Below are 12,043 nucleotides of genomic sequence, written 5' to 3'. Positions count from 1 at the left end.
CAACCAGGCGACCAACGCCGCATCCACGGCCAGCGCCCTGGCCGGCGCCGCCGCCAAGGCTGCGGGCGTCGCGCGGGATGCTGCCAAGTCCGCGGCCGGACACGCCGAGAAGGCCGCCGACGCCGCCGAGGAAGCCGTCAAGTACGCGGGCCAGGCCGTCGACTTCGCCAACAAGGCCACCGCCTACGCCGGCGCGGCCGTGCAGGCCGCAGACAACGCCACCAAGGCGGTGGAGGAGGCCGTCAAGGTCGAGAAGCAGGCCCGCGACGCCGAAAAGACCACCCTGGAAATCGACCGCATCCAGGGGATGAAGGAAGCCGCTGAGCTCGCCCTCGTGGACAAGGCCGAGCGCGCCGCCGCCCTGAACAAGCGGACCCAGGAACAGCAGACCGCCCAGGCCACCAAGGACCTCATCGCCAAGGCCGAGCAGGCACTGGGGAACAACGACCTCGCCGCCGCAGGGACCCTGGGCCGCAAGGCGGCCGTCGCACTGCTGAACTCCAAGGGAAGCTGGACGCGTCAGGCCGCCCGCTTCGCCCTATCGGGAACCGAAGAGGACGTCTACTCCTGGATCGACCTCGACCGCGAGCTTGCCGCAAATCAGGACAACCGCGAGACGATCCTGTTCATCGCTCAGGTGTCCGAGCCGGCCGTCGCCCGGGCTGCAGCGGAGGCCCTGGCCGGAGGCCTCCCCGCCGAGGGGGATTTCAACACCTCAGGCGTCATCAAGTCGCGTGCCACGGACAACAGGGTGAACATCCTGAAGATCCTCAACACCAAGCCCGGCAGGGCAGTCACGAAGGCGGCCAACGACGCCCTCAACACCAATACCCCCGAGGCCCTGCAGAAGTTCTTCGACGAGGATCTGAACAAAGCCGTCGAGCAGGACGATGCCGTGGCCACCCTGACCGCCATGGCCAACGGCGGCGCCTACACCAGGGCCTACGCCGATGTCGCCATGGAGGGGCCGGCCTGGATGCGGCGGCGCTTCGTGGAGACCGTGCTGCACCGGGCGGCCGAACTCGACCACGACTCCCTCTCACACGCCGCAGCCATGCAGGCGACCATCGCGACCGCGGCCAAGACCGCTCAGGAGGCCGTGCAGAACGCGGCACGGGCCTCGGAGGCCGCCGCCCTGGCCCGTAAGGCCGCCACGGAGGCCCAGGAGTGGGCCGGAAAGGCAGTCATCGCGGCGAACGAAGCCGCCAACAGCGCCAAGAAGGCACGCGAGAACGCCGACGCCGCGGACAAGTCGGCAGCCGACGCCCGCGCCTCGGCGGACAAGGCCAAGCAGGCAGCCTCCACCGCGCAGAGCGCCGCCCGCTCCGCGAACTACTCCGCCAACCGGGCCATCGACGCGGCCCGCAGCGCGGTGGCCTCAGCCAACAGCGCCAACGCCTCCGCCGCGAACGCCCGCGCCTCCGAGATCGCCGCAAGCAACGATGCCAAGGCTGCTGCCGCTGCCGCCGCCGAGGCGCGCCAGACCGCCACCGTCAAGCGGACCGCCGAGATCCAGGCTGCCGCGCGCCAGGCTGCCGAGCAGGCCCAGCGGGACCGGGACGCCCAGCGCAACCCGGCCGACTCCTCCACCAACGACCAGGTCAATCCCAAGGGAACCGAAGGCGGCGACAAGGACGAGTGGTGGAATGACGCCTCCTGGTGGGCCGACACGGCCGACAAGGTCAGCGTCGCCGCAGGACTCCTCGGTGTGGGCTTCGGGGTGGCCTGTGTCTTCTTCCCTGCGGCCCCGGTCCTGGGAAGCATCGCAGCCATCTGCTTCGGGGTATCGGTGGTGGCCTCGGGCATCAGCGCCATCGCCACCGGAATCGAGCACGGCTTCGGCAGTGGTGAGTTCGCGGCCGCGGCGGGCCGCACAGTGCTGTCACTCGTGACCCGCGGCGGCGGCAAGGCCGCCTCGGCGGTCAAGCCCGTCATAAATAAGGTCGAAAAGGCGGCCGAGGACCTCGTGTCCCCCATCGTCAAGATCTTCTCCTGACAGACGGCCGGAACGCCGGAACAAAGGACCGTGGTCGCGCAGCCGCCCGGCCAGGTCCCGGCCACTCCCGGTCTCCCGCCGGTCGAGGACCGCGGGCGGGGCCATGACCACGGCCGCCACGCCGTCTTCCGACGGGTCCCCGGCCGCCGGGGCGGCGCGCCGCCTAGCTAGCACGGGGCCGTGCAGGAGCACCGCGGTGGCTGCCAGGGCGGCCCACCAGGGTCCGGACCACCACGAGGAGACGACGGCGGCCGCGGCGAGGGGCGCGCCGAGGAGCCAGGCTGCCTCGTCGGCCCACTCCCGGGCGATGAGCGCGGCCTTGCCGGTGCGGGGGAGGCGGGAGGGGAGGCGGGCGATGGCGGCGGCGTGCCGGTCGGGGCGGGCGGAGGCGGTGAAGGCGAGCGCGTGGAGGTTGGTCAGGCCGGCCGGGTCGGTGTACGGCTCGTCGAGGACGAGCGCGCCGGTGGGGGCGATGTCGGCGCCGAGCAGGGACAGGCGGTGGCCGGTGCCGAGGTCTTCCATCGGTTCGGGGAAGCCGTCCAGGGCGCGGAGCGCGGGCAGGTGAACGGCCATGCCGCATCCCACGGCGTAGATCATCGGGCGCAGCAGCGTGCGCAGTGGGCCGGCAAGGCGGGTGCGGGTGAGCCAGTGGTGCAGGCGCAGCCGGGCCAGCTCGATGCCGAGGGAGCGGCGGAGTTGGTAGATCCATTCGCCGGCCAGCAGCAGGCCGGTGGGAGCGGGCGGGAAGGGGCGGCGGGCGGCCAGCGGCAGGCGCTGCTGCTGGATGAGCGCTGGTCTGCGGCCGGTCCGGGCCCGGTGGGCGCGGGCGGTGCGGGCGAAGGAGTGCAGGGTGGCGGTGTCGGGGAGCGCGTCGGCGTCGTAGACGACCAGGTAGGTGTGCTCCGCGTGGTCGGTTTCGGTCCAGCCGAGGGGGCCGAGGATGCGGTCGAGCTGGTCGAGGGCGGTGTTGAGCTGGCCGGCCTTGCGGCCGGGCACGTCGCCCTGGTGGAGGTGCGCCAGGCGCAGCCGGCCGGTGGGCAGGTCGGCTGCGGCCTCCGCGACGACGTGCCGGGTGGTCGGCTCGGCGTCGTAGAGGTCGTAGAGGACCTGTTCGCGCTGGTCCGGGGCGGCGTTGTTGACGGCGTCGGCGACGTCCGGGCAGCGGGCGGCGGGGAACAGGCCGCGCAGATCGCCGGGGAGGAGCGGTCGTTGGGCGAGGGCGGGAAGGCCCGCGCGGGCGGAGCGGCGGGCGTCTTCCTCGCGTTCGGTGGTGATGACGGCGACCGCGGCCCGGTCGCGTGGGTAGTCCAGGGCGGTGAACGCCTCGATGGCGGCCGGGGCGATGGTCTGCTCGCGGAGCATGGGCAGCAGGACCACCAGCCACGGCGACTCCGCGTCGGCCTGGGCTGAAGCCGGGGCCGGGTCGGACTCAGCGGCACGGCGGTGGGTCAGCAGCCAGGCGGCGCTGGTCTCGGTTGCGGCCCAGGCCCACAGCGCACGGGCGAGCAGGGCGGTGACCAGGACAGGGACGGCGCCGTGGAGCCACAGGTCGGCCGGGCTCACGCGGCTGCCTCCAGCTTGTCGTGGACGGCGCGGAGTTGGTCTGCGACCAGCGGCCCGGCGAAGTCCTCGGCGCGGGCCCGCGCGGCGGTGCGGCGGCGGGCGTGCGCGGCGGTGCCGTGCTCTTCCAGGAGCGTCTGGACGGCTTCGGTGGCCGCTGCCGGGTCGCCGGGCGGGACCAGCACCGCGGCGTCGGTGGTGCCGGTGTAGTAGGTGGTGCCGCCGGCGTCGGTGGCGACGACCGGAGTGCCGCAGGCCAGGGCCTCCAGAAGGGCGTTGTTGGCGGTCGCGTCGGTCAGCGGCAGCAGCACGACGGTGGCCCGCCGGTACAGGGCGATCAGCTCGGGTTCGCTGACGGCCTCTACGACGCGGACCGCCGGGTGCCAGGGGCGGCTGGTGCTGTCGCGGGTGACGACGGTCAGGTCGACGCCCGTGCCATGGCGGCGGAAGAGGCGTTCGTGGACGGCGTCCAGCACGTCCCAGTCGCGCAGCCACCACCCGACGGTGAGGACCGACGGCCGCCGCGCACCGCGACCGGATTCCTGGCCGGCAGGGTCCGGGGTGAACGCGACGGTGTCGATGCCGTGCGGGACCAGGTGGACCCGCTCGGCCGGGAGCAGGCCGGCGAAGAACTCGCGCTGGTGCGGGTCGAGGACGACGACCCGGTCCGCCCGCGGGGCCAGGGCCCGCCAGGTCGCGGCGGGCAGCAGTCGGGCGAGGCGGGCGGGCGGCTGGTGGTAGGTGACGGCAGTCGGTGCCGTGCGGTGGCGGGAGAACCAGAACTGCTCGTCCCCGTACAGGACGTGGGCGGGCCGGCGAGAGGCCAGGACACGCAGGTCGGTGGCGCAGTGCTCGGCCGGGTAGAACGGCAGCGGGCACCGGTGGCGGAGCAGCGCGTGCAGGCCGGTCGCCGTGGCGCGGCCCGCGGGGGTGGTGGGCGGGCGCAGCGTGCGGGCGCCGGGCAGGTAGCGCACGAGCTGGTCGTAGCCGCTATGGGTGCTGTGCCAGGGCACGCGGACGACGGAGGTGATCAGGTCAGGCATGCAGAGGCCTTCTCCGGGGTGGGCAGCAGGCCGAGGGCCTTCATCTGCTCGGTGAGGCGGGCCGGGCGGGTGACGCGGACGACGAGGGCATCGGCGGCGGAGAGCCGGGCGGCCCAGTTGCGGCGGTGGCGGTGGTGGTGCGCCGGGCCCCAGCGCAGGATCGAGTCGCGGGCGAGCAGGTGGGCGAGGGTTTCGCGGTTGCCGGCGAACAGTTCCTGGCCGGTGACCGCGCGCTGGATGCTGCGGCGCACCAGACGGGGCAGACAGGTGCGCAGCGGCAGGTCGAGCCAGATGATCAGGTCGGCGCGGACGAGTAGCAGGTCGGCGACGGTGCCGCCGTAGTTGCCGTCGACGATCCACCGGTCCGCGGTGAGCGTGTCGCGTACGCCGGCCAGGAAGCGGTCCTCGGGCAGCGGTGTCCAGGACGGGCCCCAGTAAAGAGCGTCGAGGTCGTGGTGGGGAAGGTGGGTGTGTGCGGCGAGAGCGGCGGCGAGCTTAGATTTGCCCGCGACGACGGGTCCGACGATGGCGATGCGCTGGGTCACGGCAGGCTCCCGGTGACGAGGGCGGCAAGGGTTTCCAGCAGGCGCGGCGTGCGCACGCCGGCCGTCAGGGCGATGACCGCGACCCGTGCGGACAGGTCGTCCAGCAGGCCGGCGGAGCGGGTGCGCAGTACCGCGGTTGTGTGGGTGGGATCGGTGAACCACGGCTGGAGCCAGTCCTCGTCGTCGGGGGTGCAGCACGCGGCCGCCAGCGCCCCAGGGCCCGGGCGGGATCGAGGCGGGTCGCGGTTGGCGGCCGGTCGTCGTCGTGGAGTCTCGGCAGGACCACCAGGCGCAGCGGCGCGCTCTCCCGGACGCCGGTGCGCAGGGCGGCGGCCAGCGCCGCGGGGGTGAAGGACGCCTTGCAGCCGGCGCCGAACCCAGGAACCACCGACCTTGGCTCGCCGGAGTGGTGGAGGCCGGTGTGGGGCGGGAGCGCTGCGGCGGTACCGGCGGCGATCCGGTACGACAGCGGCATCCCTACCACCTGGTCGCCGCACCCGGTGACGGCGGCGCGGTCGGCCGCGACCAGGCGGGCGCTGCGATGTGCGGCGAGCGCGAGGGCGACCGTGGTCTTCCCGGCCCCGGCGCCGCCGGCGATCAGGACGCCGGCGTCGTCCAGGGCGACGGACGCGGCGTGGAAGAGCGTCCAGCCCCGGTCTTCCGCGCAGCGCAGGACCCTCTCGCGCACCGCGCGCATCGCGTACCGCTCGGCCCGCTCGGCGCCGGGGTGCAGCACGACAATCAGGTCCCCGGCCGGGCCGCGGCCGTAGAGGTGGTCGGCTTTCAGGTGCGAGGCGGGTCGGGGTACCACCACACCGTGTCGCCGAGGGAGGCCCGATGGTACGGCTCGCCGCGAAACGGCGTCACCGGCTCCGAGGGCGCGGCGGCCAGGCGGGAGGTGAGGCGGGCGTGGCCGGCGGCGCCGTGGTGGACGGTCACCGCCGTGTGGTGACCGCAGGCGGGGGCCGGGTGCGCGGCGGTGAACGCGCGGGCGTGCGCGTCCTGCCCCGCGAGGCCGGCGGTCAGGGTGAAGCGGTGGCCGGCCAGCACGATGCCGCCCCGGCCCTGGCCGCTCATGGCCTGGCCTGGGCGGTCAGCGGGGAGGGCGCCAGGTCCTCGGCGGCTCCGGTGGCCAGGCGGGCGGCGATGTCCAGGCCCATCTTCACCGCGTGGTCCATGTTGCCGATCTCGTAGCGCCAGGTGCCGAACCGGCCGCGCGGGAAGATGCCGTGCTCCTCCAGCCACGGCACGACCGTGGCCAGGACCTCGTCGCGGTCCAGAGTGGGGACCGGGTAGGCGTAGGGGATCATCTCCACGTGAGCGTCGGCGAGTTCGGCGTCCTCGGGCACCAGGTGGTGGCGACGCAGCGCCCGGTCGCAGCAGGCGATCAGGGCGCGCTCGTCGAGGACCGTGCCCGGGGTCATCGCGGTCTCGGTCATCCACGAGCACCGGCGGCCGGTGTCCGCGCCCGGGACGTGCGCCGGGGCGTACTTGGAGAAGTTCGTCGCCCGGTAGAACGGCACGTCCGGCTGCGGGAAGTACAGCCAGGACCGGGTGTCGGTAGTAGGGACGCGGTAGCCGAGCCCGGTCATCGCCACCGTGGTGTGCCGCAGCCGCCGCGCCGCCGCCCGCACCGCAGCGGGGGCGGTGGCGGTCATCGCGGTGAGCCGGTCCAGCGGGCCGGTCGCCACCAGGTGGTCGAAGGCGATCACCTCACCGCCGGCCAGTTCCAGCGTGCGGGCGTGCGGGTCGACCGCGACCGCGCGGGCCCCGGTGCGCAGCCGCCCGGCCGGGAGCCGGGCGGCCAGCCGGCGCCATATCTCGCCGGTGCCGCCCCGGGCGGGGAACGCGAAGGTCGCGTTCGGCCCCCACCGCGGCGGTGCGGCGGCCGTCGAGCCGGAGAAGGCGGCCAGGATCTGGTCGGCGTCCACCGGCGCGACCCGCTCAGCCACCCACCCGCTGGACATCTCTTCCGGAGGCGTGGCCCACACCTTGGAGTTGTACGGGCCGAAGAACCGCTCCACCAGCGGCGCGCCGTACGTGGCGTGCAGCCACCGGCCGAAGTCCGCCCCCTCGGTCCGGGGTTGGCCGTTGCGGGCGGCCAGCAGCAGGCCGGTCGGACAGGCCTGGGCGTCGGCCGTGGGCAGGCTGCGCAGGTGCTGCTGGAAGGGGTAGGGCACCCAGCGGTCCCGGAAGGAGACGAACGACGAGCGGTCGTGGTGCAGCAGCGCGCCGGGCGCGAACAGCTCCTGAAGCAGCCGGTCGAACTCGCCGAAGTGCGAGAACACGACATGGCCGCCCAGATCCCAGGTGAACCCGCCCACGTCCACCACGGAGGACCCGAGCCCGCCGGCCGCGTCCGCAGCCTCCAGCAGCAGCCAGTCGTGGTACCCGAGGCGCCGCAGCTGGTCGGCGCACGCCAGCCCGCACGGCCCGGCGCCCACGATCACCACCGTCGTCCGGCCTGCGGGAGAAACACGCGAGGTCACGGGCATCAGCACTCCAGTCAGCGGGGCGAGCGCGCGCAGCGCGCCGGATCCGGCGGCCGGACGGTCCATGCCCGGTCCGGCTGCCTCCGACCACTGGTCGAGTAGAGCTCAACTGTTCGATTGCCAGAAGGAGTTCCGGGTAGTCCCGCGGTAGTCCGGCTCCCCCGCCGCTACGCCTGCCGGGCCGGCTCAGTGATGGGATGACCCACTGTGGACGCTTTGATCCTTCACCCCCTTCGCCACGCCCGGCTGGAGCGCGGCATGACCCAGGTCGACCTGGCCGCCGCCGTCCGCCAGGCGGCGCGGGCCCGCGGACTGCGCTCGGGCGCCGACAAGCAGCGGATCAGGAAGTGGGAGCTCGACGTCACCCCGGACCCGGAGTCCCAGGCCTTCCTGGCGGTGGTGTTCGACGTTCCCGCCGAGACCGTCACCGCTCTGGGCTGGCCCAACTGGCTTCCCGGCGCGAACGACGCGGCACCGCTTCCTCTCGGCCCCCACAGCACCGTGCCCGCCCTTCGAGAGGCTCTGGACAACGCCATGGACCGACGCGCCTTCCTGACCTACTCCGGCACCGCCCTGGCCGCCCTCGCCCTGGACTGGGCCACCACCGACCCCGCCGGACTCACGGCCGCCCTTGACGGCAAGCCCGTCGACGCCGATCTCGTCACCTGGCTGGAGGAGACCAGCGCGAAACTGACGGCACTGCCCACCGAACAGCGCCAGTTCACCGCCGCGCTCCTGGACGCCCACCTGACCACCGTCACCGACCTGATCGACACCGGCCGCTACACCACCGCCGTGGGCCTGCGCCTGCACTCCCTCTCCTCCTCCCTGGCCCAGACCGTCGGCTGGCACCGCTTCGACCAAGGCCGCCACGCCGCCGCCGGCCGCTTCTGGCACAGCGCGCTGCACAGCGCCCACGCCGCCGGGGACCACGACATGGGCGCCGGCGTCTTGAGCGACTTCGCCTACCAGGCCACCTGGCGTGGCGACCCGCACACGGCCGTCGGCATCCTCCAACGCGCCTCACCCGCGCCCGTCACCCCGCAGCCCGCTCCCTGCTCCACCTCCGTCTCGCCCGCGCCCAGGCGTCCCTCGGCGACGCCACAGACTGTCGGCGCTCCCTGGCTGCCGCGGAAAACGACCTCGACGGCGTCTCCGACAACCCGCTGCCCGCCTGGTGTGCCTGGATGTCGGAAGCCGACCTCGCCGTCGACTCCGGCCAGTGCCTGCTCGACCTCGGCCAGATCACCCGCGCCCACCAGCTCATCGGCGAAGGACTCGCCCTACTCCCGCCAGCGCGGAGCAAGACCCGGGCGGTGTTCCTCACCTACGAAGCGGCCAGTCACCTCCAGCTCGGACAACCCGACCTCGCCGCCGCGGCCGCCCGCGAATCCCTCACCCTCGCCACCAAGATCGGCGCCCCGCGCTGCGTGCAGATGGTGAAGAACTTCAGCCCCGGCTTCGCGCCCTACACCACCGCGGAAGGCGTCTCCGAACTCATCAACCTGGCTCGGGCGAGCTGATTCACACGGTCACCTGGCCGGATCCTGTCGCTCCTCGGCGCTCGTCAGAGCTCGTTCGAACGGCGGTCACCAAGGAGGTGTCCGCGTACAGCGCGATCGTGCTAACTGCGCCCGCTCGTCGCGGAAGCGGCCGACGAGCTCCGAGCCGCGCAGGCCGCGCCCTCCGGCATTGGGGGACGCAGTCCGCTATGGCGCCGTGGCGCCCCCTCGATTCGGGGCACGCCGGGGCACGGTGATCGCCAAACTGGGCACATGGCAGAGGGCATCTCATACGACTTGACGGACTCGCCGTGGGGACAAGCGCTGGTGAGCCGCATCCTTGCGGCCCACTCGGCGGGTGACGCGGCCGAGGTCACGCGCCTGTCCGAGTACGCCCGGGAGGAGGGGGACCCGCTGCTGGTGCACTTCATCGACCAGCGGCTGGCGGCCCTCCGCAGCGGTGACAGCGCCGCGTTGCGGGACGAGCAGATGGCTCGTTCTCCATGACCCTCGTCCCGGGAGTGGTGGTTTGCGACTTCTGCGCTGCTCCCAACCCCACCGTGTCATACGCGGTCGACGAGTTCGGAGTCGACTACCCCGGGGGAACCTTCCTCTCCGGCGACCGGTTCCTTGCCTGCCCTCGGTGCCGTGAACTCGTGGACGCCGGGGACTGGAAGGGCCTGCGCGACTGGATCGGGCCCAACGGGCTCGACACCAGCAGCCGCGCCATGTTGTTCGGCTTCAAGGCGCACCGCCGCGGAGGAGCTGTCGAACTCGCGGCGCAGGCGGGGCCGGAGGAACAGCTCTCCTGAACGGCCTCGCGATCAGCCGGCGGGGCCTGCCGAGCGGCGGCGCCACGGCGTCGGCCGGTGGAGTTCGCGGGTCAGCGGCCCGTGCGCAGGGCGAGAGGCCGGTCCCAGGTTCCGTGGGCGGCGAAGGCGTGCAGTACGGGCTCGATCACGGCGGCCGCGTCACGGGTGATGCCGTCGGGGGTGAGGGTGGCCCGGTGGCAGATCGGCCGGCCGGCCTCGGTGCCGTAGTCGGCGTACTTCCCGTCGTCGTAGCGGCCGGCGGCGGCTTCGACGTCGATGAGGCCGAAGGCTTCGAGCTGGCGGTGGGTCTCATAGGCGTCACGGCTGAGCCCGAAGTGGCCGGCGCGTTCGGCGCCGGTGACGAACGGCTCGTCGTGGACGGGGTTCTGGTTGATGTCGAGCCACATCAGGTAGGAGACGGTCTCGCTCGGGGTCAGCAGGTTGACCCAGCCTCGGGTGAAGAACTCGGTCGGCACGTTGACGCCGGGCAGCGCGGCGCGGGGCACCTTGTAGGGGATGGGGGCCGCCTTGGTGCTGGCGCCGCTGTCGCACAGGAGCTGGAAGTCGCGGAAGGGCCGTGAGGTCCCGGCGTTGGGGAGCTCGAGCAGCTGGTGCTCGTGCAGCTTCTTGACGGCTTCGGTGATCTGGCGGGCCTTGTTGACGCGGGGGCTGGCGACCCGCGGGCCGCCGGGGGTGTGGCGCGCGTGCGCGCCAAGCAGCCCCATCCAGGAGAACGGCCGGGTGCTGTCGGGTTCGATCGGGATCCGGTTGTGCCACCGGTGGCCCGGGGCGGCCTGGCAGTGGGCGGCGAAGAGCAGCAGTAGGTGGAACCGGCCGGCGACGCCGCGCGGGGCGATCAGGCGGGCGGCGGGGGGCTGCTCGGTGCGGGGCAGACCGTTGCGCTCCCGGTCGACGTGGCGGGGTTCGTCGTGGCGGAGGTAGGTACGGCGCATCCGGATCGTCGCGGGCGTACGGCCGCGGGAGGCCAGCTCCTCGGCGGCGTCGGCGACGGCGGCCAGGGCGCCGATGGTGCGCAGCGTGGTCAGCGCGTCCAGGCGGGCGCGGACCTTGGCGGTAGCAGTGGCGGAGCGGTTCACCAACGAATTCTCACCTTTTGATCGCCACGTTTTGATCCGTATGTTGTGCTTATCGTCATCATCTGTCTATTTCAACTATATCTCGCACATGCGGATCAATCCGTGGTCCCAGTGCAGCGGGAGGGCCGCCCCGGAGGGGTCTCATGGTGTGTACGAGCTTCGCCGTGGCGCCCACGGCCCCGCTGCGGCGGGGACCGGGCGCGTTCTGGCGGTGCGCGGTGGTACGCGCCGGGCCCGGAAAAAGTCTTAGCCCCGGCGACATGACCACAAGGGTCAGCGGTCCACCGGGGCTTCTCATCCGTGACTATACCCGAATCCGAAGGAGGAACAACGTGACGCACGCTTCCCCGGCCCCCGGCGCCGGCCCGTGGGTGGAGGCCTGGCTGAGCCCGGCCCGCTTCGGGGCGTACCTGAACGAGACCGGCGGCGACCGCGCGGGCTCTGGAGCTGTACCGGTGGAACAGCGAGCTGTCGTGCGCGGTGCTGCACGACCTCGGCCACGTCGAAGTGGCGCTGCGCAACGCCTACAGCGGGGCGCTGGACGCGACCTGGTCCGGAACGGGCCACTGGCTCGACGATCCGGCGAGCCCGCTGCTGCGCACAAAGCGGGGCGGCCCCCGAGGCCCACGGCAGGTCGACATCAACGACAAGCCCCGCCGGGCCATCGACTCCGCGCGCAGCCGGTACGGCGTCCAGGCGCCGCCGGGGAAGATCATCGCGGATCTGTCGCTGGGCCTGTGGCGATACCTGTCCTCCTCGGCGCACGAGAAGACCCTGTGGGTGCCGCACCTCCACCGGGCCTTCCCGGCGGGGACCAACCGCGGGACGGTCGACCGGGCAATCGGCGATCTGCACGGGCTGCGCAACCGGGCCGCGCACTAAAAGCCGCTGCTTGCCGCGCCCCTGGCCCGCCGCATGAGCGACCTGGTGTGGGGCACCGGGCTGCTCAATCCGGACCTGGCCGCCTACGTTCAGCATCACAGCGAGGTCGCCGTG

11 protein-coding genes and 1 pseudogene are annotated in these 12,043 nt (G+C 73.2%); 5 read left to right on the top strand and 7 right to left on the bottom strand.

Annotation, left to right across the window (positions count from 1 at the left end; all coding sequences use genetic code 11):
* A pseudogene (locus tag ACFWN1_RS26635) lies at positions 1-1,996 on the top strand (hypothetical protein); the annotation flags it as partial.
* Here ACFWN1_RS26635 and ACFWN1_RS26630 read toward each other — a convergent pair.
* The 6 genes from ACFWN1_RS26630 to ACFWN1_RS26605 form a co-directional block, all read right to left on the bottom strand.
* A complete protein-coding gene (locus ACFWN1_RS26630; protein ID WP_384366952.1) occupies positions 1,883-3,559 on the bottom strand; it encodes a hypothetical protein in 1,677 nt (558 codons plus the stop codon). The pseudogene ACFWN1_RS26635 and the gene ACFWN1_RS26630 sit on opposite strands and share 114 nt — an antisense overlap.
* Complete coding sequence (locus ACFWN1_RS26625) at positions 3,556-4,599, bottom strand: glycosyltransferase family 4 protein (protein WP_384366949.1); 1,044 nt, start codon at positions 4,597-4,599, stop codon at positions 3,556-3,558. The genes ACFWN1_RS26630 and ACFWN1_RS26625 overlap by 4 nt, the downstream gene beginning before the upstream one ends.
* Positions 4,587-5,144 (bottom strand): hypothetical protein, encoded by a 558-nt coding sequence (locus ACFWN1_RS26620; protein WP_384366946.1) that lies wholly within the window; start codon positions 5,142-5,144, stop codon positions 4,587-4,589. Before ACFWN1_RS26620 ends, ACFWN1_RS26625 begins: the two co-directional genes overlap by 13 nt.
* Before the next feature lie 64 nt (positions 5,145-5,208).
* Entirely contained in the window at positions 5,209-5,958 is a 750-nt protein-coding gene (locus ACFWN1_RS26615; RefSeq protein ID WP_384366943.1) for a hypothetical protein, read from the bottom strand.
* On the bottom strand, positions 5,928-6,221 hold the full coding sequence (locus tag ACFWN1_RS26610; RefSeq protein WP_384366940.1) for a hypothetical protein: 294 nt from the start codon (positions 6,219-6,221) through the stop codon (positions 5,928-5,930). The genes ACFWN1_RS26615 and ACFWN1_RS26610 overlap by 31 nt, the downstream gene beginning before the upstream one ends.
* Positions 6,218-7,702 carry a protoporphyrinogen/coproporphyrinogen oxidase gene (locus tag ACFWN1_RS26605; protein WP_384366937.1) on the bottom strand — a complete coding sequence of 495 codons (1,485 nt, stop codon included), beginning with the start codon at positions 7,700-7,702 and terminating at the stop codon, positions 6,218-6,220. Before ACFWN1_RS26605 ends, ACFWN1_RS26610 begins: the two co-directional genes overlap by 4 nt.
* A 192-nt stretch (positions 7,703-7,894) precedes the next feature.
* Here ACFWN1_RS26605 and ACFWN1_RS26600 point away from each other — a divergent pair, with 192 nt between their 5' ends.
* The 3 genes from ACFWN1_RS26600 (at position 7,895) to ACFWN1_RS26590 (ending at position 9,950) form a co-directional block, all read left to right on the top strand.
* A complete protein-coding gene (locus ACFWN1_RS26600; protein ID WP_384366934.1) occupies positions 7,895-9,079 on the top strand; it encodes a hypothetical protein in 1,185 nt (394 codons plus the stop codon).
* A gap of 332 nt (positions 9,080-9,411) precedes the next feature.
* Positions 9,412-9,645 carry a hypothetical protein gene (locus tag ACFWN1_RS26595; protein WP_384366931.1) on the top strand — a complete coding sequence of 78 codons (234 nt, stop codon included), beginning with the start codon at positions 9,412-9,414 and terminating at the stop codon, positions 9,643-9,645.
* A gap of 53 nt (positions 9,646-9,698) precedes the next feature.
* A complete protein-coding gene (locus tag ACFWN1_RS26590) occupies positions 9,699-9,950 on the top strand; it encodes a hypothetical protein (RefSeq protein ID WP_384366928.1) in 252 nt (83 codons plus the stop codon).
* Positions 9,951-10,021: 71 nt separating this feature from the next.
* Here the strand turns inward: ACFWN1_RS26590 and ACFWN1_RS26585 are convergent, their stop codons facing one another.
* Entirely contained in the window at positions 10,022-11,047 is a 1,026-nt protein-coding gene (locus ACFWN1_RS26585) for a hypothetical protein (RefSeq protein ID WP_384366925.1), read from the bottom strand.
* A gap of 480 nt (positions 11,048-11,527) precedes the next feature.
* Here ACFWN1_RS26585 and ACFWN1_RS26580 point away from each other — a divergent pair, with 480 nt between their 5' ends.
* Positions 11,528-11,929: a hypothetical protein gene (locus ACFWN1_RS26580; protein WP_384366922.1), complete on the top strand. Its 402-nt coding sequence runs from the start codon at positions 11,528-11,530 to the stop codon at positions 11,927-11,929.
* Positions 11,930-12,043: the final 114 nt, after the last annotated feature.

Origin of the sequence: Streptomyces sp. NPDC058459, from assembly GCF_042721685.1 — a bacterium.
Lineage (GTDB): Bacteria > Actinomycetota > Actinomycetes > Streptomycetales > Streptomycetaceae > Streptomyces.
The sequence above is the reverse complement of the archived record's forward strand: the minus strand, read 5'-3'. Positions and strand labels throughout refer to the sequence as shown.

What these genes read in the sequence shown, in the direction of transcription:
- ACFWN1_RS26625 (WP_384366949.1), bottom strand. Translation starts at nt 4,599, where the DNA reads ATGCCTGACCTGATCACCTCCGTCGTCCGCGTGCCCTGGCACAGCACC.
- ACFWN1_RS26610 (WP_384366940.1), bottom strand. Translation starts at nt 6,221, where the DNA reads ATGAGCGGCCAGGGCCGGGGCGGCATCGTGCTGGCCGGCCACCGCTTC.
- ACFWN1_RS26605 (WP_384366937.1), bottom strand. Translation starts at nt 7,702, where the DNA reads ATGGACCGTCCGGCCGCCGGATCCGGCGCGCTGCGCGCGCTCGCCCCG.
- ACFWN1_RS26600 (WP_384366934.1), top strand. Translation starts at nt 7,895, where the DNA reads ATGACCCAGGTCGACCTGGCCGCCGCCGTCCGCCAGGCGGCGCGGGCC.
- ACFWN1_RS26595 (WP_384366931.1), top strand. Translation starts at nt 9,412, where the DNA reads ATGGCAGAGGGCATCTCATACGACTTGACGGACTCGCCGTGGGGACAA.